The organism is Blautia acetica (assembly GCF_038739805.1).
Classification (GTDB): domain Bacteria; phylum Bacillota; class Clostridia; order Lachnospirales; family Lachnospiraceae; genus Blautia.
The window spans coordinates 150245-176379 of the sequence record NZ_JBBEWO010000001.1; the positions used below are offsets into that span (position 1 = coordinate 150245).

Annotated in this window: 25 protein-coding genes; 17 read left to right on the forward strand and 8 right to left on the reverse strand. The window is 45.7% G+C overall.

Annotated features, from left to right (window positions below; genetic code table 11):
* Positions 1-36: 36 nt before the first annotated feature.
* Both WBS51_RS00720 and WBS51_RS00725 read right to left on the reverse strand, forming a co-directional pair.
* A complete protein-coding gene (locus WBS51_RS00720) occupies positions 37-1539 on the reverse strand; it encodes a tagaturonate reductase (protein WP_173747333.1) in 1503 nt (500 codons plus the stop codon).
* 29 nt (positions 1540-1568) lie between these two features.
* Entirely contained in the window at positions 1569-3050 is a 1482-nt protein-coding gene (locus tag WBS51_RS00725; RefSeq protein ID WP_173747334.1) for a UxaA family hydrolase, read from the reverse strand.
* A 261-nt stretch (positions 3051-3311) separates the two neighbouring features.
* Here WBS51_RS00725 and WBS51_RS00730 point away from each other — a divergent pair, with 261 nt between their 5' ends.
* The 6 genes from WBS51_RS00730 (at position 3312) to uraA (ending at position 10031) form a co-directional block, all read left to right on the forward strand.
* Complete coding sequence (locus tag WBS51_RS00730) at positions 3312-4310, forward strand: LacI family DNA-binding transcriptional regulator (protein WP_173747335.1); 999 nt, start codon at positions 3312-3314, stop codon at positions 4308-4310.
* Positions 4311-4340: 30 nt separating this feature from the next.
* Positions 4341-5369, forward strand: a complete 1029-nt coding sequence (locus tag WBS51_RS00735; RefSeq protein WP_173747336.1) for a TRAP transporter substrate-binding protein — start codon at positions 4341-4343, stop codon at positions 5367-5369.
* Positions 5369-5872: a TRAP transporter small permease gene (locus WBS51_RS00740; RefSeq protein WP_291681736.1), complete on the forward strand. Its 504-nt coding sequence runs from the start codon at positions 5369-5371 to the stop codon at positions 5870-5872. Before WBS51_RS00735 ends, WBS51_RS00740 begins: the two co-directional genes overlap by 1 nt.
* Positions 5873-5888: 16 nt before the next feature.
* Entirely contained in the window at positions 5889-7196 is a 1308-nt protein-coding gene (locus WBS51_RS00745; RefSeq protein WP_173747338.1) for a TRAP transporter large permease, read from the forward strand.
* A gap of 26 nt (positions 7197-7222) precedes the next feature.
* Complete coding sequence (gene uxaC / locus WBS51_RS00750) at positions 7223-8638, forward strand: glucuronate isomerase (RefSeq protein WP_291681738.1); 1416 nt, start codon at positions 7223-7225, stop codon at positions 8636-8638.
* A gap of 130 nt (positions 8639-8768) precedes the next feature.
* Complete coding sequence (uraA, locus tag WBS51_RS00755; RefSeq protein WP_173747340.1) at positions 8769-10031, forward strand: uracil permease; 1263 nt, start codon at positions 8769-8771, stop codon at positions 10029-10031.
* A 73-nt stretch (positions 10032-10104) separates the two neighbouring features.
* On the opposite strand, the gene WBS51_RS00760 is transcribed toward uraA, so the two are convergent.
* The 4 genes from WBS51_RS00760 to WBS51_RS00775 form a co-directional block, all read right to left on the reverse strand.
* On the reverse strand, positions 10105-11235 hold the full coding sequence (locus WBS51_RS00760) for an aldo/keto reductase (RefSeq protein ID WP_173747341.1): 1131 nt from the start codon (positions 11233-11235) through the stop codon (positions 10105-10107).
* Between the two features lie 157 nt (positions 11236-11392).
* The gene (locus WBS51_RS00765; RefSeq protein WP_294459503.1) at positions 11393-12034 is read right to left on the reverse strand and encodes a manganese catalase family protein; all 642 of its coding nucleotides are present in this window, start codon (positions 12032-12034) and stop codon (positions 11393-11395) included.
* Positions 12035-12037: 3 nt separating this feature from the next.
* Positions 12038-12310, reverse strand: coding sequence for a spore coat protein CotJB (locus WBS51_RS00770; RefSeq protein WP_173747343.1), 273 nt, complete (start codon positions 12308-12310; stop codon positions 12038-12040).
* Positions 12307-12588 carry a spore coat associated protein CotJA gene (locus WBS51_RS00775; RefSeq protein WP_226853432.1) on the reverse strand — a complete coding sequence of 94 codons (282 nt, stop codon included), beginning with the start codon at positions 12586-12588 and terminating at the stop codon, positions 12307-12309. The genes WBS51_RS00770 and WBS51_RS00775 overlap by 4 nt, the downstream gene beginning before the upstream one ends.
* Positions 12589-12778: 190 nt before the next feature.
* Between WBS51_RS00775 and WBS51_RS00780 the strand changes: the two genes are divergently transcribed.
* From WBS51_RS00780 to feoB, 3 genes are all read left to right on the forward strand, one after another.
* The gene (locus WBS51_RS00780) at positions 12779-12997 is read left to right on the forward strand and encodes a cation transporter (RefSeq protein WP_173747344.1); all 219 of its coding nucleotides are present in this window, start codon (positions 12779-12781) and stop codon (positions 12995-12997) included.
* 123 nt (positions 12998-13120) lie between these two features.
* On the forward strand, positions 13121-15007 hold the full coding sequence (locus WBS51_RS00785; RefSeq protein ID WP_291683359.1) for a heavy metal translocating P-type ATPase: 1887 nt from the start codon (positions 13121-13123) through the stop codon (positions 15005-15007).
* A 20-nt stretch (positions 15008-15027) separates the two neighbouring features.
* Entirely contained in the window at positions 15028-17358 is a 2331-nt protein-coding gene (feoB, locus tag WBS51_RS00790; RefSeq protein ID WP_173747346.1) for a ferrous iron transport protein B, read from the forward strand.
* Positions 17359-17447: 89 nt separating this feature from the next.
* Here feoB and WBS51_RS00795 read toward each other — a convergent pair whose 3' ends face one another.
* Entirely contained in the window at positions 17448-18011 is a 564-nt protein-coding gene (locus WBS51_RS00795) for a manganese efflux pump MntP (RefSeq protein ID WP_294459507.1), read from the reverse strand.
* 356 nt (positions 18012-18367) lie between these two features.
* On the reverse strand, positions 18368-18730 hold the full coding sequence (locus WBS51_RS00800) for an ArsR/SmtB family transcription factor (protein ID WP_173747348.1): 363 nt from the start codon (positions 18728-18730) through the stop codon (positions 18368-18370).
* Between the two features lie 131 nt (positions 18731-18861).
* Here WBS51_RS00800 and WBS51_RS00805 point away from each other — a divergent pair, with 131 nt between their 5' ends.
* From WBS51_RS00805 to fabZ, 8 genes are all read left to right on the forward strand, one after another.
* On the forward strand, positions 18862-20682 hold the full coding sequence (locus WBS51_RS00805) for a glycerophosphodiester phosphodiesterase (protein WP_294459508.1): 1821 nt from the start codon (positions 18862-18864) through the stop codon (positions 20680-20682).
* Positions 20683-20695: 13 nt separating this feature from the next.
* Positions 20696-21877, forward strand: a complete 1182-nt coding sequence (locus WBS51_RS00810) for an FtsW/RodA/SpoVE family cell cycle protein (protein WP_173747350.1) — start codon at positions 20696-20698, stop codon at positions 21875-21877.
* A 110-nt stretch (positions 21878-21987) separates the two neighbouring features.
* Complete coding sequence (acpP, locus tag WBS51_RS00815) at positions 21988-22221, forward strand: acyl carrier protein (protein WP_173747351.1); 234 nt, start codon at positions 21988-21990, stop codon at positions 22219-22221.
* A gap of 114 nt (positions 22222-22335) precedes the next feature.
* Positions 22336-23262, forward strand: coding sequence for an ACP S-malonyltransferase (gene fabD / locus WBS51_RS00820; RefSeq protein ID WP_294459509.1), 927 nt, complete (start codon positions 22336-22338; stop codon positions 23260-23262).
* A 12-nt stretch (positions 23263-23274) separates the two neighbouring features.
* On the forward strand, positions 23275-24015 hold the full coding sequence (fabG, locus tag WBS51_RS00825; RefSeq protein ID WP_173747353.1) for a 3-oxoacyl-[acyl-carrier-protein] reductase: 741 nt from the start codon (positions 23275-23277) through the stop codon (positions 24013-24015).
* Positions 24016-24024: 9 nt separating this feature from the next.
* Complete coding sequence (gene fabF / locus WBS51_RS00830) at positions 24025-25263, forward strand: beta-ketoacyl-ACP synthase II (RefSeq protein WP_173747354.1); 1239 nt, start codon at positions 24025-24027, stop codon at positions 25261-25263.
* 4 nt (positions 25264-25267) lie between these two features.
* Positions 25268-25684: an acetyl-CoA carboxylase biotin carboxyl carrier protein gene (gene accB / locus WBS51_RS00835; RefSeq protein WP_173747355.1), complete on the forward strand. Its 417-nt coding sequence runs from the start codon at positions 25268-25270 to the stop codon at positions 25682-25684.
* A 9-nt stretch (positions 25685-25693) separates the two neighbouring features.
* Positions 25694-26122 (forward strand): 3-hydroxyacyl-ACP dehydratase FabZ, encoded by a 429-nt coding sequence (gene fabZ / locus WBS51_RS00840; protein ID WP_173747356.1) that lies wholly within the window; start codon positions 25694-25696, stop codon positions 26120-26122.
* Positions 26123-26135 lie beyond the last annotated feature (13 nt).

Consider the following 26135-nt stretch of genomic DNA (forward strand, 5'->3'; position numbering starts at 1 on the left):
TTTCGTGCGGCAGCCTTTTTGCAGCTTGCATATGGTTTAGTTCAGGCAGTTTTTCATTTCTTCGTATGTTCCGTGTGCTTCAATGTTTTCTACAATGGCAGCAACTTCTGCTTCAAATCCCGGGATTTCGGTTAAATCCTTGCCCCAGAATTCTGTGTTGGTGCAGACTGCATGTACCAGGTCTTTTGCGCTGTCTTCTTTGTGTGCGTAGTAGAATTCCAGTACGGCCCGGTCATCGGAAATCGTGTAAGTATCCCCGTTTGGACGCTTTGCTACAAGTCCTGCGTCGGTCAGTTCGGTTCCGCGGTAGAAGGAGATGTAGAATGCAAAGGAAGCTGTAATGCATTTCGGCAGCTTGTTAAATTTGCTTACATAACCTTCTAAGGACGGCATAACGCGGGCTCTCCACTTGGAAGTAGAGTTCAGGGAAATGGACATCAGCGCGTGGTCAATGAACGGGTTTTTGAAACGCTCTGTGACAGCAGCAGCGAAGTCCTTGCAGTCTTCCTCAGAAAGAGACAGGGTTGGAATGATTTCATCGTAAATGGTCTTGTTCATGAAGTTTAAGATTGTTTCATCATGCATACAGTCTCTTACAATATCCTGTCCTGCCAGGTAAGCGCCTAAAACCATGGAAGTGTGAGCGCCGTTTAAGATACGGACTTTTCTCTGTTTGTATGGTTTGTGGTCGTCTGTAATCAGTACAGGAAGTCCTGCTTCGGCAAATGGAAGTTCTTTTTTCAGAGATTCCGGCCCTTCGATAACCCAGAAGCCGAAAACCTCTCCGGTGTCGATGATGTTGTCTTCGTAGCCGTTTGCTTCGTTGATGGCAGCAGCTTCATTTCTTGGGAATCCGGTTACAATACGGTCTACTAAAGTAGAGCAGAAGATGTTTTCGGTTTTAATCCAGCGAATGAAATCTTCGCCCAGGTTCCACTGCTGTGCATAGGTGAGCACACATTTTTCCAGCTCTTTTCCGTTGTTGTCAATGAGTTCGCAGGCCAGAATCACAAAGCCTTTTCCGGCTTCTTTTCCGAATTTTTCAAATCTGTGGTATAAGAACTGAGTCAGCTTTGCAGGATAGCTGGCCGGCGGTGTGTCTGTAAACTGGCAGGAGGGGTCATAGGAAATACCTGCTTCTGTGGTGTTGCAGGTGATGTAGCGCAGTTCCGGATTTTCTGCACAGGCCATAACTGCTTCGTAGTCACTGTAAACATTTAAGCAGCGGCTGACACAGGAAATGACGCGCTTGTCATTTACTTTCTGTCCGTTTTCAAAACCTCTTAAATACAAGGTATACAGACCTTCCTGTTCATTGATGACATCAGCCAGGTTAAAACCGCCATGGTTGGCGATTGGCTGTACCAGAACGACCTTGCTGTTAAAACCTGCTTTTTCGTTCATCATGTCAATAAAGTAGTCCACAAAAGCACGAAGAAAGTTGCCTTCTCCGAACTGCAGTACCCGTTCCGGTGCGTCTTTTAACAGGTATCCGTTGTAACCCTGTTCTTCCAGTGTCTGATAGTTTAATTTTTTCATGGTGTTTTCCTCCTGAATTAAAATTTTTATTAAAGAGTGACTCCCTGCTTAAAAATAGCCATATCGTGGAAGCCTGCTTTTTCTGATTTTACTTCTTCTCCGGAAGCAACGGCTGTGACATAATCGAAAAGCTGATTGCTCAGTTCGGCCAGAGAAGTTCCTTCTACCATGGTGCCGCAGTTGAAATCAATCCAGTTATTTTTATGACCGTAGAGGTTGGAATTGCTGGAGATTTTTACAGTAGGTACCGGAGATGCAAAAGGGGTTCCCCTTCCTGTGGTAAAGAGGACAATGTGTGCGCCGGAAGCAGCCAGTGCGGTAGAAGCTACCAAATCATTGCCCGGTGCGCTTAACAGGTTCAAGCCTTTTTCTTTTACCGGCTCCCCGTAGGAAAGGACGCCTCTTACAGGGGCAGAGCCGGATTTCTGGGTACAGCCCATGGACTTGTCCTCTAAAGTAGAGATACCGCCCTTTTTATTCCCCGGAGAGGGATTTTCGTAAATGGTCTGCTTGTGGCTGGTGAAATAGTTCTTAAAGTCATTAATCAGATGTACGGTTTTGTCAAAGAGTTCTTCGTTTTCACAGCGGTTCATGAGAAGCGTTTCTGCGCCGAACATTTCCGGAACCTCTGTGAGAATGGTGGTGCCTCCTTTGGATATCAGCAAGTCGGAGAAAGCGCCCACGACCGGGTTGGCCGTGATACCGGACAGTCCGTCTGAGCCGCCGCACTTCATGCCGATAATCAGTTCGCTGCAGCTAATAGGTTCTCTTTGCGCCTTTCCTGCGTAGGCAGCCAGTTCCTCCATCAACTTTAAGGCTTCGGCGATTTCGTCTTCACATTCCTGAGCCACCAGAAATTTTACCCGGTTTTCATCGTAAGGACCGATGAATTTTTTCAGTTCATCAATGTTGCTGTTTTCACAGCCAAGTCCCAGCACCAGCACACCGCCTGCATTGGGGTGGTTGATAAGGTCTGCCAGAATCTGGCGGGTGTTGTCCTGGTCATCCCCCATCTGGGAACAGCCGTAAGGATGAGGGAAGGCAGCAATGGCCTCAATGCTTCCCTGCACAAGGCTCTGGGCTTTTCTTTCAATGGCAGTAGCCACATTGTTGACACAGCCTACAGTAGGGATAATCCAGAGTTCGTTGCGTACGCCTGCCTTGCCGTCTGCACGGCGGTATCCCTGGAAGAACCGTTCTTCGGTAGGAGTAAGGACTGCGTCCTGTTTCTCATATTTATAAGTAAGCAAATCTCCCAGTCCCGTCTTCATATTGTGCACATGAATCCAGGAGCCGGCTTTTACCGCCTCTTTGGTAATCCCAATAGGATAGCCGTATTTGATAACCGGCTGATTTTCAGACAAATCTTCCAGAGCAAATTTGTGTCCCTGAGGAATATCCTCTGTGAGAATCAGTGTCTGATTTTCAATAGTAACTTCTGTTCCTGCCGCTAACGGACAAAGGGCAACTGCAACCTTGTCGGCAGGATGAATTTTGATATATTTCTGCATTTATATTCCTCCTAAAAATATACAAAGCCAGAAATGTAAGGGCTTACATTTAATGTACTGCCGAATCTCGAAAACGTCAATATGAATCTTATAAAAAAACAAAAAATATTAAAATTGCATAAAAAAACGCGTGTAAAATTGTAAAAAATTACAATGATAAAGGTTTTGCATTTTCTATAAAGGTTCGGTATAATAAAAAACAAGATGTAAGGGCTTACATCAAAATCCCGCAAAAAGCGGGAAAAAGAAAGTAGGAATTGTATGAACATCTATGATATTGCCAGGCTTGCAGATGTTTCTATCGCAACGGTTTCCAGGGTCGTCAATGACAGCCCAAAAGTCAGCGAAAAAACAAAGCAGAAAGTGCGGGCAGTCATGGAGGAACAGAATTACACACCTAATGTATTTGCCCGGGGACTTGGACTGAATTCCATGAAAACAGTGGGCATTGTCTGCCCCGATGTGTCAGATGCCTATATGGCAGAAGCGGTGGCTTACTTGGAGAAAAGCTTCCGAAACTATGGGTATGACTGTATTCTTTATTGCAGCGGTTATGAATATGAAAGCAAAGTAAAGTCTGTGCAGATGATACTCCGGAAAAAAATTGACGCGCTGGTACTGGTGGGCTCCCACTATGCAGGAGACGGAGGCGAAGAAGACATACGTTATTTAAGCGAAGCTGCAGAGAAAGCTCCGGTTTTTTTAATTAATGGGTATATCCGCTGCCCGGGTGTGTACTGTGTACTGTCTGAAAATTATCAGATTATGTATGACACTGTCTGCGCACTGACAGAGGCGGGCAGACAGCGGATATTGTTTCTCTATGATTCCCATTCTTACAGTGCTACACAGAAACTTTCAGGATATGAAGACGCACTGAGGGACAATGGTCTTCCCGTTGTGGAGGAACTGAAAATTTTTACGGAAAATAAAATAGCCACGGTCAGGGAAAACTTATTATCAAAAGAGGGACTTTCTTTTGATGCAGTGGTAGCTACGGATGACGGGCTTGCGGTGGGTGCATTGAAATATGCAAACAAAAAGCAGCTTCGGGTGCCGGAAGATGTGAATATCGTTGGGTTCAACAATTCAGAACTTGCCGTGTGCTGCGAGCCGGAATTGACTTCTGTAGACAGCCGCAGCGATGCGCTGTGCAAAACAGCCGCAGATTCGCTCATGCAGCTTCTGGAAGGCAAATCCATACGGCATAAGCGTTCTATCAGATGTCATCTGATAAAACGGGGAACAACAAATTTCTAAAACAGAAACAAAAGGAAGGGACAAGGAAGAATGAAAGGTTTAAAAAGAATTTTAGCAGCAGCTCTTTGTGTTACCGTAATTGCGGGCATGTCCGGCTGTGCTTCTTCCGTGACAGGAGGAAAGAGAATTATCCGTATTTCTCATGCACAGTCTGAAACCCACCCGGAACATCTGGGTCTTTTGAAATTTAAAGAGTATGTAGAAGAAAATCTGGGTGATAAGTATGAAGTACAGATTTTCCCAAATGAACTTCTGGGTTCTGCGCAGAAAGCCATTGAACTGACACAGACAGGCGCCATTGACTTCGTAGTGGCAGGTACTGCAAACCTGGAAACCTTTGCAGATGTATATGAGGTTTTCAGTATGCCATATCTGTTTACTTCAGAGGATGCCTATCATGAAGTTATGAATGATACAGATTATATGAACCAGGTGTATGCTTCTACAGACGAAGCCGGATTCCGCGTACTGACCTGGTACAATGCAGGAACCCGTAACTTCTATGCAACAAAGCCAATCCATACACCGGATGACCTGAAAGGCCTGAAAATCCGTGTACAGCAGTCACCAGCCAGTGTAAATATGGCCAAAGCCTTTGGTGCTGCCGCTTCTCCAATGAGTTTTGGTGAAGTTTATACAGCCATTCAGCAGGGTGTTATTGACGGCGCGGAGAACAACGAACTGGCTCTGACTAACAACAAACACGGAGAAGTTGCCAAATACTTCTCTTACAATAAGCATCAGATGGTGCCGGATATGTTAATCGGAAACCTGAAATTCTTAAACAGCTTAAGCGACGAAGAAAGAGAAGTTTTTGAGGAAGCTGCCAGACTGTCTACAGAAGTAGAACTGGAGGAATGGGATGTACAGGTAGAAGAGGCAAAGAAAATTGCCCAGGACGACATGGGTGTGGAATTTATTGATGTGGACATTCAGCAGTTTAAAGACAAAGTAGCCGGTGTGCAGGACGAGATGCTTAAGGAAAATCCGGACATTCAGGATTTGTATGACCGCATTCAGGAAATCAACGCGAAATACACAGATAAGGAGGCAGAGTAATGAACGTATTGCATAAAATCCGTAAAGGAATCGACCTGGTATTAAGCTGGGTCTGTGCAGCTCTGTTTGCACTGATGGTAATTGTGGGAACGTATCAGATTGTAGTTCGCTATTTTTTCAATAGCCCAAGTACTGTGTCAGAGGAACTTCTGACTTACAGCTTTACCTGGATGGCGCTTCTGGCTTCCGCTTACGTATTCGGGAAAAGAGACCATATGCGTATGGGATTTATTGCAGACAAATTAACAGGAACACCGAGAAAAGTGCTGGAAATCATAATTGAGATTCTGGTTATGTTTTTGGCAGGCAGTGTTATGGTGTACGGCGGCTGGAATATTATGGGGCTGACCATGACACAGGTGACTGCTTCTTTAGGGGTTCCTATGGGTGTTATCTATACGGTCGTTCCTCTTTCCGGTATTCTGATTGTCATCTACTCTATACTGAATATTGTAGATTTGGCTGCAGGATATGAAAGAGAACAGAGAGAAGTAAAGGAATAAGAGGGAGGAGAAGTATATGAATACAGCAATTATTTCAGGTCTGATTATTTTGGTCTTGCTGGTTATCATGCTGGTTGCCGGTGTGCCCATCGCCGTTGCGTTGGGAATTTCTTCCGTGTGTGCAATTCTTCCGGTTATGGATACCAGTGTTGCAGTTTTAACAGGAGCCCAGAGAATTTTTTCCGGTATCTCCGTATTCAGTCTGCTGGCCATTCCGTTTTTTATTCTGGCCGGAAACATCATGAACAAGGGCGGTATTGCAGTCCGTCTGATTAATCTTGCAAAACTGGTGACAGGACGTACACCAGGTGCTCTGGCACAGACAAACGTTCTGGCTAACATGTTGTTCGGTGCGATTTCCGGTTCCGGTACAGCGGCTGCTTCTGCTATGGGTTCTATTATCGGACCGATTGAAAAAGATGAGGGGTATGACCCGAACTTTTCCGCAGCAGCCAACATTGCAACAGCGCCTACAGGACTTCTGATTCCTCCAAGTAACGTTATGATTACCTTTTCTTTGGTGAGTGGAGGAACTTCGGTGGCAGCCCTTTTCATGGCAGGCTATATTCCCGGTATTCTTTGGGGTCTGGCTTGTATGATTGTTATTTATTTTATTGCCAAGAAGAGAAATTACAGAAGCAAACAGAAGTTTACATTTAAAGAAGCCATGAACATTATTTTTCAGGCACTTCCATGTTTGCTGTTGATTATTATTGTAATCGGTGGTATTATTGCTGGTGTATTTACAGCGACAGAAGGTTCTGTGGTTGCGGTTGTATACAGCTTATTGTTATCCTTGTTTGGATACAAATCCATTAAATTAAAAGATATTCCGGCTCTGTTAAAAGACAGTGCGGAGATGACAGGTATCATTATTTTCCTGATTGGTGTGTCCAGCATTATGTCCTGGGTTATGGCCTTTACCAATATCCCGACTCTGGTTTCCAACGGACTTTTAGCTATCAGTGACAGCAAGATTGTGATTCTTCTGATGATTAATATTATCCTGCTGATTGTAGGTACTTTTATGGATATGACACCGGCGTGTCTGATTTTCACACCGATTTTCCTTCCGGTTTGTACCGCACTGGGCATGAATACCATTCACTTTGGTATTATGCTGATTTTCAACCTGTGTATCGGAACCATTACACCTCCGGTTGGAACAACTTTGTTTGTAGGTGTAAAGGTAGGTAACGTTAAGATTGAAACCGTATTCAAACAGCTTCTGGTATACTTTGCCGCAATCTTTGTGGTACTGATGCTGGTAACTTATATCCCTCAGCTGAGTCTGTGGCTGCCTGGCCTTATGGGATATGTCTAAAATAAATTTATAAGGAGGCTGTTCATATGAAAGCATTTATGGACAAAGATTTTTTACTCAGTACAGAGACAGCACAGGAATTGTATCATAATTTCGCAGCGCAGGTTCCTGTACTGGACTATCACTGCCATATCAATCCTCAGGAAATCGCTGAGGACAGAAAGTTTGAGAACATTACACAGGTATGGCTTGGAGGCGACCATTACAAATGGCGTCAGATGCGTTCCAATGGTGTGGACGAATACTATATCACCGGAGACGCACCGGACAGAGAAAAATTTCAGAAATGGGCGGAAACTTTGGAAAAAGCTATCGGAAATCCGCTGTTTCACTGGAGTCACCTGGAACTGCAGAGATACTTTGGCTACACCGGTGTATTAAACGGAGAAACCGCAGAAGAAGTGTGGAACCTGTGCAATGCCAAATTGCAGGACGATTCCATGAGTGTAAGAAACCTGATTAAACAGTCAAATGTAACATTGCTTTGCACTACAGATGACCCCATTGATGATTTGAAATGGCACAAGGTTATCAAAGAAGATGAAACTTTTGATGTACAGGTGCTGCCTGCATGGAGACCGGACAAGGCTACCAATGTGGAAAAACCGGATTTCGTAGAATACCTTGGCAAACTGTCCCAGGTTTCCGGTGTGGAAATCAAAACGTTTGCAGACTTAAAAGAAGCCATTGCAAAGAGAATGGAATACTTTGACAGCATGGGCTGTTCTATTTCTGACCATGGTCTGGACTATGTCATGTATGCACCGGCCAGTGACGAAGAAGTAGAAAGAATTTTTGCAGACCGTCTGGCAGGAAAAGAAATCACAAAAGAAGATGCAGCAAAATACAAAACTGCATTTATGCTGTTCCTGGCAGGAAAATATGAAGAAATGAACTGGGTAATGCAGTTACACTATGGCTGTAAGAGAGATAACAACAAAGCTATGTACGCAAAACTCGGCCCGGATACGGGATTCGACTGTATCAGCAACTTTGCACCGGGCGAACAGCTTGCAGACTTCTTAAACGCAGTCAATGAAGCAAAAAACCTGCCAAAAACGATTTTATACAGCTTAAATCCGGGAGATGACGAATTAATCGGAACGATTCTGGGCTGCTTCCAGAACAGCGATGCTATCGGAAAAATTCAGCAGGGTTCTGCATGGTGGTTCAACGACAACAAAACAGGTATGATGAAGCAGATGACTTCTTTAGCAAATCTGGGTCTTCTGGGCAACTTCATCGGTATGCTGACTGATTCCAGAAGTTTCCTGTCTTATCCAAGACATGAGTACTTCAGAAGAATTATGTGCGAGCTTATCGGCGGCTGGGTAGAAAACGGAGAATATCCAAAGGATATGAAGAATCTGGAGAAAATTGTCAAAGGAATTTCCTATAATAATGCAGTGCGTTACTTCGGATTTGATTTGGAAACAAAATAAAAGACCTCAAAAGGGAAACTGTTTTGCGGCAGTTTCCCTTTTTTGTCGAAAGGGAAAGCATTTTTTTCTGGTATTTTGGAACAATGTATGCTAATATAAGACGAATATTAAAAAGTAAGGGAGAAAAACTGTGGAAAATCGTAAAATTATCCAAGTGGAAGAGAAAGTACCGCCAAAACTTTTGATTCCATTGAGTATTCAGCATATGTTTGCCATGTTTGGTGCGTCTGTGCTGGTTCCGTTTATTTTTGGCATTAATCCAGCCATTGTATTGTTTATGAATGGTGTGGGAACTCTGCTTTTCATTTTGATTACAAAAGGAAAAGCACCGGCCTACCTGGGCTCCAGCTTTGCTTTTATCGCTCCGGCCAGCATTGTTATCAGCAAGTTTGGTTACGAATATGCCCTGGGCGGTTTCGTGGCTGTGGGATTCTGCGGCTGTATCCTGGCACTGGTTATTTACAAATTCGGTTCGGACTGGATTGATGTGGTATTGCCTCCTGCGGCTATGGGGCCGGTGGTTGCCCTGATTGGTCTGGAGTTGTCCTCTACGGCAGCCAGCAATGCAGGGATGTTGGACGAGAAACTGAAAAGCGGCAATGTCATTGTCTTTCTGGTAACGCTGGGTGTAGCCGTGTTTGGCTCTGTGGTATTTCGGAAATTCCTTTCTGTTATTCCTATCCTCATTGCTATTATTGCTGGTTATGTTGCAGCCATTGCCTGCGGTATCGTAGACTTTACTGCAGTGTCAGAGGCTTCTCTTTTTGCATTGCCGAATTTCAGCACACCGAAGTTTGACATGCAGGCCATTGTCATTATCCTTCCGGTGATTCTGGTTGTAACTTCCGAGCATATCGGACACCAGATTGTAACAGGAAAAATCGTGGGAAGAGATTTGCTGAAAAATCCAGGTCTGCACCGCTCGCTGTTTGCAGATAACTTTTCTACCATGATATCCGGTTTTATCGGCTCTGTGCCCACAACCACCTATGGGGAGAATATCGGTGTTATGGCCATGACCCGTGTGTACAGCGTGTATGTTATCGGCGGAGCAGCCGTGCTTTCCATTATCTGCTCCTTTATCGGAAAGCTGACAGCGCTCATCAATACCATTCCGGGTCCGGTTATCGGAGGAATTTCCTTCCTTCTGTATGGTATGATTGGTACTTCCGGTATTCGTATTCTGGTAGACGGAAGAGTGGATTACGGCCGTTCCAGAAACCTGGCGCTTACCTCTGTAATTTTTGTCACAGGACTTTCCGGAATTACGGTGAGCATCGGAGAAATCGAATTAAGAGGCATGGTACTGGCCTGTATCGTGGGTATGGCACTGAGCCTTATCTTCTATGTACTGGATAAGCTGAAGCTGACCAATGACAGGGAAGAAGCATAAAGGTTTACTATTTATATGGAAGAAACAGAAAAGACACTTCGCGATGAGGTGTCTTTTTTCTGTGATTTTTTTGCTATTTGTCTAATTCACCCAGTTCCTTTGCTGCTGTTTCCAGATTCTCGCGAATGGAGAGAGCCTGAGGACAGACCGTTTCGCATTTGCCGCATTTTTTACACTGGTCGGCTCTTGCGGATTCTTTCATGTCTGTAAAATAAGCATGCTTTGTTTTGGCATCGTTTCCGTACATGGACCATTCGTTCCAGATACGGAAGTTCCCCGGGATATCTACGCCAAAGGGGCAGGGCATGCAGTAGGCACAGCCGGTACAGCCGTTTTTCGTTCTCTGGCGGATGGCAGCTGCCACATCAGCAACCACTTCTTTTTCCTGAAGAGAGAGAGGTGTAAAGTCTGTAAAGGTGTCCAGATTGTCTTTTACCTGCTCCATGGTGGACATACCGCTCAAAACAACCTTTACGTTTGGTTTGCTGGCCACCCAGCGAAGAGCCCAGGATGCAAGGCTGCAAAGAGGATCAAAGTCTGTAAACCGGACAGAAATTTCCTGTGGAAGAGAAGCTAAAGCGCCGCCTTTTACCGGTTCCATAATGACCAGAGGAATTCCCAGCTCTTCTGTCAGTTCATAGCCCCGGTCACCAGCCTGGATTTCTGTGTCAATGTAATTGTACTGAATCTGACAGAAATCCCAGTCTCTGTAGGTGAGAATCTTTTTAAAGGTATCAAAATCGTCATGGAAGGAGAAACCAAGAAAGCGGATTTTCCCCTGCTGTTTCATGTCCTCCAGAAATGGAATCACACCTAAATCCAGCACCTGCTGCCATTTTTCCTTGTCCAGACAGTGAATCAGATAAAAATCCACATAGTCGGTCTGGAGACGTTCTAATTGTTTGTAAAAAATTTTTTTCACGTCTTCCGATGTTTTTATATCCCACATGGGAAGTTTGGTAGCCAGATAAAAGGATTCCCTGGGGTATTTTTTCAAGGTACGTCCCAGAAAGGGTTCGCTTTCCCCGTTGTGATAGGGGTAGGCTGTGTCTATGTAGTTCACTCCGGCTTTTATAGCGGTGTCCAGAAGTTTTTGGGCTTCTTTTTCGTTAATGGTGCCATCTGTATTCTGGGGAAAGCGCATACAGCCAAATCCCAGAAGAGAGGGAGAGACTCCCAGTTTTTCAAATTTGCGATATTCCATATGTTACCTCCTCATGTGTTGTAGGTTATCGTTCTCTTTATTTTATCATTGTATGAGAAAAAAGGACAGATAGAAAAGAAAAATTGTACAGGAAAAAATAAGAAACAGGCAGATATAGGAAAAGGATATACCCGCCTGTTTTTGAAATATTTTTTAATTATTTGCTGCAGTTACAGGTATTGTCTTTGCAGGATGCCTTACAGGGCATATCAAACGCCGGATTAAAGGCATAGAAGTTGTTGGAATCCAGGTCTTCCTGAACGCTTCTTAAAACTTCACCGAAACGCTGAAAATGAACGATTTCTCTGGCGCGGAGGAATTTGATGGGGGCAATGACATCAGGGTCATCAATCAGGCGCAGAATGTTGTCGTAAGTGGTTCGAGCCTTTTGTTCTGCTGCCATATCCTCAAATAAATCCGTGATAGGGTCGCCCTTGGACTGAAATTCACAGGCGTTGAAAGGAATTCCCCCTGCCGCCTGTGGCCAGATACCTACTGTATGGTCCACATAATAGGGGGCAAAACCGGATTTTTCAATTTCTTCCATAGAGAGGTTGCGGGTAAGCTGGTGAACAATGGTGGCTACCATTTCCAAATGCCCCAATTCTTCGGTTCCGATATCCGTCAATGTTCCCATAGCTATCCGGTTGGTCATGGCGAATCGCTGGGACAGATATCGCATGGAGGCGCCCATTTCTCCGTCAGGGCCGCCATATTGGCTGATAATCACCTGCGCTGCTCTGGCATCAGGTTTTTTGATATTGATAGGAAACTGCAGTCGTTTTTCATAATTCCACATCTTTTAACACACTCCTTCCCAAGGCCAGGGCTGCATGACCCAATCCCAGCACTGTCTGCAGTTTTCGCTGTCGCTGTCCAGTGTGAGAGGACCGAAGCGGGCTGCATATTCTTTCAGAAGCTCTTTCCGGAGCGCTGTATTTTCACAAAAATAAGCCATAGCATCGTCGTCGTCCGGGTGGGTATCCAGATAAAGAGTCATGTCGTTCACTGCGAAACTGACCTGGTTAATCATAGAGAAAAGTTCCGCCTGAGAACAGGAACGGGGATTTTTCATCGTCTGACACCTCGCTTTCCGCAAAATGGTTTGCAAAGTTCCGGAAAAATAGTACCCATGGGAAATGCTTTGCATAAATCAAAAACAGTAGAGAACTGCTGGCAGGGAACATAGGCCATAGTAAGAGGCAAATGGTCCGCATGTGTGTAAATTCCTGTATTGTCTACCCGGTCTGAGCAGCCGCAGCCTGAAGAAACCGGAGCGCTTTTCCGGACAGCCTCACGGGGCATAACCCGGCAGGAACGGCAGGCATTATAATGCATTCGATAATTATCCATGATTCAAACCTTTCTGTCTATGTTTTCACAGAACAAAGAGAGAGTTCTGTTACATTCTTATTTTATGGCAATCTGGTAAAAAAGTGAGAAAAAGTATTGACTTTTTGGATAACATCCATTATAGTACAAATATAGATTAAACAAATGTTTAATTGTTAAAGAAATATTGAATGAGAAAGGAGTACTTATCATGAAAAAAACTTATAAAATCGAAGTAGACTGCGCAAACTGTGCAAATCTGATGGAGGAAGCTGCAAAGAAAACAGCCGGTGTTGCAAATGCAACGGTAAACTTCATGGCACTGAAAATGATTGTGGAGTTTGAAGAAGGCCAGGAACCGAAAAAGGTTATGAAAGAAGTTTTAAAGGCATGTAGAAAAGTAGAGCCTGACTGTGAAATTGAGTTTTAAACAAAGATGATAAGGGTGTGGGGATGCTGCGGTAAGTGCATCCCCTTCAAAATTTAAAAAAGATAAGAAATTCCTATACAAAAAAAGTAGATATGGGATATAATAAAGCGAAAGGAGAAAATTATGAGTAAAAAGCAGAAAAAAATGCTGATACGAATTGTGATTACGGCTGTGATGGTTCTTATTCTGCAGTTTATATCTGTGTCGGGTCTGCTGCAGCTGGCTTTGTATCTGGCTGCTTACCTGATAATCGGATATGATATTTTAAGAAAAGCGGGGAAGGGAATTTTAAACCGCCGGGTATTTGATGAGAACTTTCTTATGGCCATTGCCACAGTAGGAGCTTTTGCTCTGGCAATTTATTCCGGAAGCGGAGATTATAACGAAGCCATTGCGGTTATGCTGTTTTACCAGATTGGTGAATTGTTCCAGAGTTATGCAGTAGGCAAAAGCCGGAGAAATATCAGTGCACTTATGGATATCCGGCCGGATTATGCCAACATAGAGCGGGACGGGAAATTGGAAAAAACAGACCCGGACGAGGTGGCTGTAGACAGTATTATTGTGGTGCAGCCGGGAGAAAAAGTACCTCTGGACGGCATTGTTTTAGAGGGAACTTCCAGCTTAAATACCAGCGCTCTGACGGGAGAAAGTCTTCCAAGGGATGTAAAAGCGGGCGACGAGATTATCAGCGGCTGCATTAATATGACGGGCGTGCTGCGAATCAGAACCACAAAGGAATTTGAGGAATCTACAGTTTCTAAAATTCTGGAACTGGTGGAAAACTCCAGTTCACGGAAATCCAAATCCGAGAACTTTATTACCAAATTTGCCAGAGTTTATACGCCGGCTGTCTGCTATGGAGCCCTGGCTCTTGCCGTGCTTCCGCCGCTGATTCAGCTGCTGTTTCTGGGGCAGGAGGCTGCTTGGAGCATGTGGATTTACCGTGCGCTGACTTTCCTGGTTATCAGCTGTCCCTGTGCACTGGTTATCAGTATTCCGCTCAGTTTTTTTGCCGGTATCGGCGGAGCCAGTAAAGCGGGTGTACTGATTAAAGGTTCGAATTACATGGAAACACTGTCTCAGGCGAAATATGTGGTTTTTGATAAAACAGGAACTCTGACCCAGGGAGTCTTTGAGGTCACGGGAATTCATCACAATAAGATGGAAGAGGCCAAGCTTTTAGAATATGCCGCTTTGGCAGAATGTGCGTCTTCTCATCCTATCAGTAAGAGTCTTCAGAAGGCTTATGGAAAAGAAATTGACAGAAGCCGGGTAGAGGACATTCAGGAAATCAGCGGAGAAGGAATCCTGGCAAAAGTAGACAAAAGAGAAGTGGCAGCCGGAAACAGTAAGTTAATGAAACGTCTGGGAATTGCATATCGTGACTGTCACAAAGTGGGAACCATTATTCATATGGCTGTGGACGGGGCTTATGCGGGACACATTGTAATTTCCGATGTTATAAAGCCAAATGCGGAAAAAGCAGTCAAAAGGCTGAAAAAATCAGGCGTGGAAAAAACCGTTATGCTCACCGGAGATGCGAAAGCAGTAGCCGAACAGGTTGCGGAAACACTTGGGATTGATGAAGTTTACAGCGAACTTCTGCCTGCAGGAAAAGTGGAAAAGGTAGAAGAACTGTTGGCGAAGAAAGGGACAAAAGCGAAGCTGGCCTTTGTGGGAGATGGTATCAATGACGCTCCGGTGCTGACACGGGCAGATATCGGAATTGCCATGGGCGCCATGGGCTCTGATGCAGCCATTGAAGCTGCAGACGTGGTATTGATGGATGATGACCCGATGAAGATTTCAAAGGCCATCCGGATTTCCAGAAAATGTCTGGGTATTGTATACCAGAATATTGTGTTTGCCCTGGTGATTAAATTTGCCTGTCTGGGACTGGGGGCCCTGGGAATTGCCAATATGTGGTTTGCCATATTTGCTGACGTAGGCGTTATGGTGATTGCGGTACTGAATGCCATCCGGGCTCTGCGCGTGCAGAATCTTTAGTACAAAAGAGGGAGATTGAAATGAAACTAAGTGAATTACAAATCGGAAGTACGGCCACCATACTTGCCGTAGGAGGAACCGGGGCTTTGCGCCAGCACTTCCTCGATATGGGGCTGATACAGGGAACCGAGGTCACGGTTGTAAAGTATGCGCCTATGGGAGACCCCATAGAACTGCGCATACACGGCTACGAACTGACCATACGTCTGGAAGATGCCGGGAATATTGAGATTAGCAAAGCTCATGAGCCCAAAGCGGCAACGGTGAAAAAGCCGGGACCGGAAAAACATCATCCCGGATACGGAGAAGGGGGAAAATATCACGACAGAAAGCAGGAAAATCCTTTGCCGGAGAGTGAAACCCTGACCTTTGCCCTGGTGGGAAACCAGAACTGCGGAAAAACTACGCTGTTTAATCAGTTGACTGGTGCCAAGCAGCATGTGGGAAATTTTCCGGGTGTGACTGTGGACCGCAAGGACGGCATTATCCGGGGGCATGCCAACACACTGATTACGGATTTGCCGGGAATTTATTCCATGTCACCTTACAGCAGTGAGGAAATAGTTACCCGTGAATTTGTTATCGGAGAAAAGCCAAAAGGCATTATCAATATTGTGGATGCTACCAATATTGAGCGAAATCTCTATCTGACCATGCAGCTTTTGGAATTGGGATTTCCCATGGTTGTGGCATTGAATATGATGGATGAGCTGAGAGAAAACGGCGGTTCTGTCATGGTGAACGAAATGGAGGCAGCCCTTGGCGTGCCGGTGATTCCCATTTCTGCGGCAAAGGGAGAAGGCATTGAAGAATTAATCCGCCATGCCATTCATGTGGCGAAATACCAGGAAAAGCCTTTGAAGATGGATTTTTGCAGCAAAGAAGAAGGGATTCACCGGGGAATTCATGCCGTCATGCACCTGATTGAGGACCATGCCGGACAGGCAGGTATTCCCGTCCGGTTTGCGGCCAGTAAGGTAATGGAGGGAGACGGTAAGCTGTTGGAACAGCTGCATCTTACCGAGCAGGAGAAAAATCTTCTGGAAGATATTGCCAGACAGACGGAAGTAGAAACAGGTATGGATCGCGCGGCTGCTGTGGCGCAAATGCGGTTTAGCTACATTGAGGATGTGTGCAGCGGAACCATCATCAAGCCCAAGGAAAGCAAGGAGCGTATCCGAAGCCGGAAAATGGACCATTTCCTCACCGGAAAATATACAGGAATCCCTGCTTTTATTGGCATTATGGGAATTGTGTTCTGGCTTACTTTTAATGTCATTGGTGCATTTTTGCAGGGCCTTTTGGAAAATGGAATCACAGCCCTGACTGAGCTGGCGGATAAGGCTATGACAGCAGCTCATGTGAACAGTGTGATACATTCCCTTATAATTGACGGTATTTTCAACGGTGTGGGCAGTGTGCTCAGCTTCCTGCCTATTATTGTGACCTTGTTTTTCTTTCTGTCTATTCTGGAGGACAGCGGTTATATGGCAAGGGTGGCCTTTATTATGGATAAACTGCTGCGTAAGCTGGGGCTTTCCGGCAGAAGTATTGTTCCCATGCTCATTGGATTCGGATGTACTGTACCGGGCGTTATGGCCAGCCGGACTCTTCCTTCCGAGAGGGACAGAAAGATGACCATTTTGCTGACACCGTTTATGAGTTGTACGGCAAAACTTCCCATTTATGCTTTTTTCACGGCTGCCTTCTTTCCAAAGTATGAAGCGCTGGTTATGATTTGCCTGTATGTGTTTGGGATTGTTATGGGAATTGTCATGGCGCTGGTATTCAAGAAAACAGCATTTAAGGGAGAAGCTGTGCCCTTTGTTATGGAGCTTCCCAATTACCGTATGCCGGGAGCGAAAAATGTGGGACATCTTCTGTGGGATAAGGCCAAGGATTTCCTGCAGAGGGCCTTTACCGTTATTTTTGTCGCTACCATTGTCATTTGGTTTTTGCAGAATTTCGATACCGGACTGAATATGGTATCAGATTCTCAGGACAGTATTCTGGCACTGGCAGCCGGCTGGCTGGCGCCTTTGTTTGCACCGGTGGGATTTGGAGACTGGAGAGTTGTGACTGCCTTAATTTCCGGTTTCCTGGCAAAAGAAAGCGTGGTTTCCTCGCTTACTGTATTGTTCGGAAGTACCGCCGTTTTACAGAGCAGCCTGAGCATTGCCGGAGCGGCAGCCCTTCTGGTGTTCTGCCTGTTGTACACTCCCTGCGTAGCAGCCATTGCTTCGGTGAAACGCGAGCTGGGCGGCAAATGGGCAACAGCCATGGTACTGGGCCAGTGTGTGATTGCCTGGATAGCAGCCTTTGTGATTTACCAAATTGCGCTGTTGTTTTAGGGATTTTTAGAAAAAGATACTTACATAGAGAAGTGAATACAGGAGAAGCTGCCGCGTGCAAGAACTGCTATGCGACAGCTTCTTCGCTTTTATCCGAACAAATGCTCAATCAGAATTTTAAGACCAATGAGAATCAGAATGATACCTCCGGCAATTTCAGCGTATTTTCCTAATTTTCCGCCTATCCGGTTCCCCAGAAATACAGCAGCGAAGCTGATGACAAAGGTAGTGGCGGCAATAAGACAGACGGCAGGCAGAATGCTTACCTGCAGGAAGGCAAAGCTGATACCTACAGCCAGGGCGTCAATGCTGGTAGCAATGGCAAGGAGCAGCACCTCTTTTCCGGAAATGCTGTCCACGCAGGCTTCGCATTCGGCCCCGGCTTCTTTGGATTCCCGAATCATGTTAAGACCGATAAATCCCAGTAAAAAAAAGGCAATCCAGTGATCCACAGAGGTAATCAGGGCCTCAAAATGGGTGCCCACCCACCAGCCCAATAAGGGCATAAGTCCCTGAAAGAGACCGAAAGCCAGAGCCAGTAAAAAGGCATATTTTTTTACGTTTTTTTTCAGGGAGATTCCCTTGGCAAAGGAGACGGCACAGGCATCCATGGCAAGTCCCACTCCTACAAAAAATACGGCTGTTAAACTCATAATGGTTCCTCCTTTTTTCATTTCAGGTATATGGATAAGGCAGTGCGCCTGCTTCGGGCAAATAAAAAGAGACTTGTCCACACAAAATCTGCGTGGATAAGTCTCGTTATTACCCATAATTGAAAATATGAGATGTATTTCCAACTATCTGCATATAAAAGACCGGGAATAAATCCTCTGGTTTTATATACAGACCGACAAAACACAGCCAGTAAATTTTGCCGGTTACACTGCACCAGATGAAAGGTTCATCAATATGTTGATACAGTGACTTCTGACGAAGCTAACTACTCCCTTATACAACTTTAGTATCATAACGGATAAAAACATAATTGTCAATAGAAACAGCAGGAAGTTTATAATTGTATGCAGGAAATCTCCATCATTTCTTCAATCATTTTATGAAGGGTTTGTGCCTTTCTGGAAAGACTGGCGCGATAGTAAGTTTCCTTGCCGTCTCTTCGGGATTCAATCAGTCCGCTGCTGCGCAGAAGGCGAAGGTGATGAGCTACAGCAGGACTGCTCATTTCCATCATGGCAGAAATATTAATTACACATTCTTCACAATGACATAAAATCCAAAAAATGCGGATACGCGTAGGATCGCTTAACTGTTTGAAAATGGAAGATACAAGTTCAAAATTTTCTGTGGCAGGCATGTGATTTAAAAGCTGCTCTTTTGACTGTCCATGCTGATGTGGTAGTGTCGTGTGTTCCATAGTAAAATCCTCCTTACATTCTGTTATATAGTGTAACATAGATTTCCCGTTTGGAAAACACCCTTGCATAAAGCAGCCTGTTTTTGTTAAAATAAAATCAGGCAATACAAAAAGGTGATGATTTGATATTTATGAAACGCATTTTAAAGAAGACATGGGCAGTACTCAGATATAATTTAGGAAGTCTGCTTTTATTTGAAACCGGGTACAGAATTGCTTCTTTTTTTCTGGTTATGCAGCTGACCCACAGAGCAGTGAATTTTTCTTTGAAAAAACAGGAATTCAGTTATCTGACGGCGGAAAATTTTGTGCGTTTTCTCTCTTCTCCGCTGTCGATTCTGCTTTTGCTGTTTTTACTGCTGCTTATTCTTCTGCTTTTTCTGATTGAAGTTTCCAGTCTGTTGTCCGGTTTCCTCTGTTCTTATCAGAAGCAGAAAATTTATGCCAGTGATATGCTGCTTTTAGGCATTAAGAGAACTTTTGCTTTTTTGAGACACAGCCGGATATCCTGGATTTTTGGGGCGGCTCTTAGCGCACCGTTTTTCACTGCTTATTTTGTGGCCAGAGAAATTTCTTATATTCGGGTGCTGGAATTTACGGCCATTCAGATTTACAAGGCGGTAAAGCCTTCGTTTCTCCTGTATCTGGCTGTGGGCATTTTGCTTTTGATTTCTTTTCTCTGTGTTTTCACTCTGCCCTATGCCGTTCTGGAAAAGGAAAAGAACAGGCGGGCCATGCAAAGAGGCCTGGAACTGCTGCAAAAACAGTGGAAAAAGACACTGTCCGGCTTTCTTGTACTCCATGTGCTGATGGCAGTCTTTATTGCGGCAGTCTATCTTGCCGCTATGGCGGTTATGACAGTCTGGGTGTTTCTCCGCGTGACCGGAGGAGAGAAGGTGACCCGGGTACTGATTTACAGCGGAGACGTGAATATGGCGCTGGGGGTCTTTGCAGGGGCTGTGCAGCTTACCGTAAGCCTGGCTTTTGTGTATGTGCTTTACGCCAGGTTTCATGTGCAGTCTAAAGAAGAAGTGGCGCTTTACCGGCTGATGGAGCACTATGCCTGGTTTTCCAAAGTGGGAAGGAGAAAGGCGGCGGCCATACTGACCGCAGTATTTGTACTGTGTGAGGGAGGATATCTGGGACTCTTGGCAGCGGGGCATGATGTTTCTCTGGATACGCTCACTGCGGATATGGGGATTACGGCTCACAGAGGCGGGGCCAGAATGGCCCCGGAAAATACCATAAGCGCCCTGGCTTATGCCATAGATGCAGGCGCAGACTGGGCGGAAATTGATGTGCAGGAGACAAAAGACGGAAAGCTGATACTCCTGCATGACGATTCCCTGAAACGGACGGCAGGGGTCAATAAAAAGGTCTGGGAGATGACACTGGCCCAGATCGAAAAGCTGGACGCAGGCTCCAGTTTTCACCAGAAATTCCGGGGAGAAAAAATCCCGACTCTGGAGGAGGTCTTAAAATTTTGCAAAGGAAGACTGGACTTAAATATAGAGATTAAGTATAATGGTAAAAACAGAGGAATTGTTCATAAGGTTGTCCGCGCAATTCGGGAAAATGGTTTTGAGGATTATTGTGTGGTGACTTCTATGAATTATGGATTCCTGGAGCAGATAAAGGAGACGGCTCCGGAAATCCGTACGGGATACATTATGACAATGACATACGGCAGCACAGCCAACATTACGGCCGCTGATTTTTTCAGCGTGAAGCACACTTATGTGACAGAGTCGTTTGTAAAAGAAGCTCATGGAATGGGGAAAGAGATTCATGCGTGGACAGTGAATTACAGGGGAGATGTCCGGCGCATGATAGATATGGGAGTGGACAATATCATTACAGACGACCCGGTTATGGTGCGGAAGGTGCAGGGCCGGGAAAGCGGCAGTCAGACCGGGTACCGGGAACTGCTGGGCTATGCCCTTGGAATTTAGCGGGAGGAAGTAAATGCCAAAAAAAGAAAAAAAGGGGAAAGTGTTCAAGGCAGAGTATTATGATTTCAATCTGGTGGCAGTCGTTATTCTGCTGATTTGCTTTGGACTGGTTATGCTTTATAGTACCAGCGCTTATACGGCGTTGGTGAAAGATAATAATGACATGGCGTATTTTGCCAAGCAGGCTATTATCAGTGCCTGCAGTATCGTAGGCGCGCTGGCAGTCTCAAAGCTGGATTACCATTTGCTGTACTATGTCAGCGGAATGATTTACTGGGTTTCTATGGGACTGATGGCTTTGGTAAAATTCAGCCCTATGGGAGTCGAGGTAAACGGCGCCAAAAGATGGCTGAATTTCGGTATCGATGCGCTGCAGTTTCAGCCTGCAGAGGTGGCAAAGATTGCGGCCATTACGTTTATTCCCTGTCTGATTATGAAGATGGGAAAAGAGGTGGCTACAAGAAAAGGCTTCTGGAAGCTCATGGCTTACGGAGGCGGCCTGGCGGCGGCAGCGTTGATTTTTACCGATAACCTGAGTACCGCCATCATCATCGGCGCTATTACCGGATTTATGATTTTCATTGCCCACCCCAATCAGAAAATGTTTCTGCGTATCATTCTGGTTCTGGCAGTGCTGCTGCTAGTGGGAAGAATTGTTCTGCAGATGACACTGGGAGATATGCAGCTGGATATGACCAATGTGGACAGCTTCCGTCTGAAGCGTGTGCTGGTATGGCTGAATCCGGAGCAGTATTCTTCTGCCGGAGGTTATCAGATTATGCAGGCCTTGTATGCCATTGGAAGCGGGGGCTTTTTTGGCAAGGGACTGGGGAACAGTGTACAGAAGCTGGGGCCTGTACCAGAGGCGCAGAATGATATGATTTTCTCCATCGTGTGCGAGGAACTGGGTGTATTCGGCGGTCTGGTTATTATTGTGCTGTTTGGCTATCTGTTGTACCGCCTGTTCTTTATTGCCCAGAATGCCAGGGATTTTTACGGTTCTTTGATGGTCAGCGGAATTATGGTGCACATTGCTTTGCAGGTTATTTTAAATATCTGCGTTGTGTTAAACTGGATACCCACCACCGGAATCACCCTTCCTTTTGTCAGTTACGGCGGTACGTCCATTGTGTTTTTGATGGCAGAGATGGGCATTGCCCTCAGCGTTTCCAGACAGATTTATTTTGGAAAATAAAAGGGTTGACAAACAGGGGCAAAGAGGATATACTTTGAACATCAAAATAATAAAGCAAACAATTCCATGGCAATGGAAAAAAATAAGTAATTTAAAGGAGACAGAAAACGATGTTAGAAAAAATGAGAGAAATTATTGCAGAACAGTTAAATTGTGATGGAGACAGCATTACCCCGGAAACTTCCTTTAAAGAAGATTTGGGAGCAGATTCTCTGGATTTATTTGAACTGGTTATGGCGCTGGAAGATGAATATTCCATTGAAATTCCTTCTGAGGAGCTGCAGGAACTGACTACCGTAGGTTCTGTAATCGAATATCTGAAAACAAAAGGTGTAGAAGAATAAAAAAAGAGGCTGCTGCATGAAGTGCAGAAGAAAATCCGGCACTTCATGGAACAGCCCATATTTTTAGGTTAATATTTTGAATAACAAAATATTTTATATACAAAGGAGTGTGCAATGGGAAAGACAGCGTTTCTATTTCCGGGACAAGGCGCCCAGTATGTAGGCATGGGCAGAGATTTTTATGAAAATATGGCGGTGTGCAGACAGGTGATGGACCTGGCCGGACAAATGGCAGGACTGGATGTGAAGAAAATCTGCTTTGAAGAAAAGGAGAAAATTCATATTACCGAATACACCCAGATTGCTATGGTGGCCGTAGAGGCAGCCATTTTGAAAGCTTTGGAAGAAGAGGGGATATTTCCGGAGGCAGCCGGAGGATTGAGCCTGGGAGAATATGGAGCTGTGCTTGCAGCCGGGGTGATGTCTCTGGAGGATGTTTTTTCTCTGGTGCGCAAGCGGGGCATTTATATGCAGGAAGCCGTTCCTTTTGGCGGGGCTATGGCAGCGGTGCTGGGACTTTCCGGGAAGCAGGTGGAAGACATCTGTGAGGCAGAGCCGGGTATGGTGTCTGTAGCCAATTACAACTGTCCGGGACAGGTGGTGATTACCGGAGCCTCTCAGGCTGTGGAAGAAGTTGCCGAAAAGCTGAAAAAAGCAGGAGCCAGAAGAGTGCTTCCCCTACAGGTATCCGGGCCTTTTCATTCTCCCATGCTTGCGGAAGCAGAAGAAAAGTTAAGAAGCGCTTTGCAGGAAATCAAGGTGCAGAAGCCGGGGATTCCTTATACCGCCAATGTGACGGCGCAGTATGTAAGAGAGGCCGGTGAGGTGAAAGAACTTCTGGCTCGTCAGGTCTCTGCTCCGGTACGGTGGCAGCAGTGTGTGGACACCCTTCTGTCTGATGGTGTAGAGACTTTTGTAGAAGTAGGACCGGGAAAAACCCTCACCGGATTTGTGCGGAAAATAGACAAAAATGCCAGGGTACTGCAAGTGCAGACCATAGAAGATTTTCAAAATCTGGTAAATATCTGGAAAGAAAGGTAGGAAATTGGAGTGATGTTAGAAGGAAAAGTGGCATTGGTAACCGGAGGCGGCAGAGGCATTGGACGCGCCATTGCCCTAAAGCTGGCTGCATACGGGGCGGCTGTGGCGGTAAATTACTGCGGCTCTAAGGAAAAAGCGGAAGAGGTGGCAGACTTGATTTTAAAAAACGGAGGAAAAGCCAAAGTCTATGCCTGTAATGTAGCAGATTTTCAGGCTAGTAAAGAGATGACAGAGCAGGTGATAAAGGATTTTGGGGGGCTGGATATTCTGGTCAACAATGCAGGCATTACCAGGGATAATCTGCTGATGAAGATGTCAGAAGAAGAGTTCGACATGGTTCTCAATACCAATTTAAAGGGAACCTTTCACACCATGCGCCATGTGTCCCGGTATATGTTAAAGCAGAGAAAAGGAAAGATTATCAATATTTCTTCTGTGTCCGGGATTCTGGGAAATGCAGGACAGGCCAATTATGCAGCCAGCAAAGCCGGGGTTCTGGGTCTTACAAAGACAGCGGCAAGGGAGCTGGCCTCCCGGGGTATTACAGTAAATGCCATTGCGCCGGGATTTGTGGAAACCGACATGACAAAGGTGCTGAAAAAGGAAGTTCAGGAGGCAGCCTGCAGCCAGATTCCCCTGGGACATTTTGGAAAAGCAGAGGACGTGGCGGAAATGGCTGCATTTCTGGCTTCGGATAAGGCAGCTTATATTACGGGACAGGTATTTTGTGTAGACGGCGGCATGAGCATGTAGGAGGAAAAAATGAGAAGAGTAGTTATAACCGGAATGGGAGCCATTACACCTCTTGGGTTAAATGTGGAGGAATACTGGCAGGGATTAAAAGAAGGGCACACAGCCTTTGGTGAAATCACAAAGTTTGACAGCAGTGCATATAAAGTACATTTGGCAGCCGAAGTGAAAGGCTTTCAAGGAAAAGAATATATGGATTTTAAGGCGGCAAAGCGTATGGAACTTTTCTGCCAATATGCGGTGGCAGCAGCAAAAGAAGCGTTGGAACAATCGGGGCTTGATATGGAACAGGAAGATGCTTACCGGGTGGGCTGTTCCATTGGGTCCGGCATTGGAAGTCTGCAGACAGTAGAACGGGAACACCAGAAGCTTTTGGAAAAAGGGCCCAATCGTGTGAATCCCCTTATGGTGCCCATGATGATTTCCAACATGGCGGCAGGTAATGTGTCCATTCAGTTCGGACTGAAAGGCAAAAGTCTGAATGTGGTGACAGCCTGTGCATCCGGCACCCACTGTATCGGCGAAGCGTATCGGAGTATACAGGCCGGAGACGCGGAAGTAATGGTAGCAGGCGGCGCAGAATCCTGCATTACCCCGGTGGGTGTGGCAGGTTTTTCCGCCCTGACCGCCTTGTCTGTATCTGCAGACCCCAAACGCTGTTCCATTCCTTTTGACAGGGAAAGAGACGGATTTGTCATGGGCGAAGGAGCCGGAGTTCTGGTACTGGAGGAGTTGGAGCATGCCAAAAAGAGAGGGGCAACGATTCTGGCAGAAGTGTTGGGGTACGGCGCTACCAGCGATGCTTATCACATTACCTCACCCAGAGAAGACGGCGAAGGGGCAGCTAAGTGCATGGAATACGCCTTGAAAGAGGCGGGTATTCCTTTGGAAAAGATTTCTTATATCAATGCCCACGGAACTGGAACACACCACAATGATTTGTTTGAGACAAGAGCCATTAAGAAACTCTTTGGTGAGCATGCTTATGAAATGAAAGTCAATTCCACAAAATCCATGATTGGGCATCTTCTGGGTGCAGCAGGAGCTGTGGAAGCCATTGCCTGTGTAAAGGAAATACAGGAAAATTATATACATGAGACCGCAGGATGGCAGGTGCCGGATGAGGACTGTGATTTGGATTATGTAACCGGACAGGGCGTGGAAACGGAAGTGAACTATGCACTGAGTAATTCTCTGGGATTTGGCGGACACAATGCCAGCCTGCTTCTGGGCGAATATGGAAAGGACTGAAAACATGGAATTGGAGAAAATAAAAGAGCTGATTCAGGCGGTGAGCCAGTCAGATTTAACCCGCTTTTACATGGAAGATGGGAACCTGAAAATTTCCATGAAGGCAGGAAAAAAGACCGTGGTAAAAGGGGTAAAAGACCCCATACAGGAGGAAAAAGAGACAGAAGAAATTCCCTCTTTTAAGGAACAGAGAACCGTTAAGGCCCCTCTGGTGGGAACCTTTTACAATGCCCCTTCTCCCGGTGCAAAGGTCTTTGTACAGGAGGGGGACAGCGTGAAGAAAGGCCAGGTATTGGGAATCATTGAAGCCATGAAGCTGATGAATGAGATTGAGGCAGAAGAAGACGGTGTGATTGAGAGAATTCTGGTCTCCAATGCGTCCATGGTGGAGTATGGACAGCCGTTATTTGTTATGAAATAGGAGGACGTGATGAAGCTGACAACAAAGGAATTAATGGAAATGATTCCCCACAGACATCCCTTTCTTCTGGTGGATACCATAGAAGAACTGGAACCCGGTGTGCGGGCTGTGGGACGCAAATGTGTGACTTATGACGAACCCTTTTTTGCCGGACATTTCCCACAGGAACCGGTCATGCCGGGGGTGCTGCAGATAGAAGCCCTGGCCCAGACCGGAGCGGCGGCTATTTTAAGCAAGCCGGAAAATAAGGGAAAAACCGCTTATTTCGGAGGTATCCGCCAGGCAAAGTTCCGGCAGAAGGTAGTGCCGGGGGATGTGCTGACTTTAGAGGTAGAGCTTGTGAAGGTAAAAGGCCCGGTAGGCGTGGGAAAAGCCGTAGCCAGAAACCAGGAGGGCAAAATCACAGCAGCCGGAGAATTGACATTTATGATTGGATAGAGGAGTGGCAGGT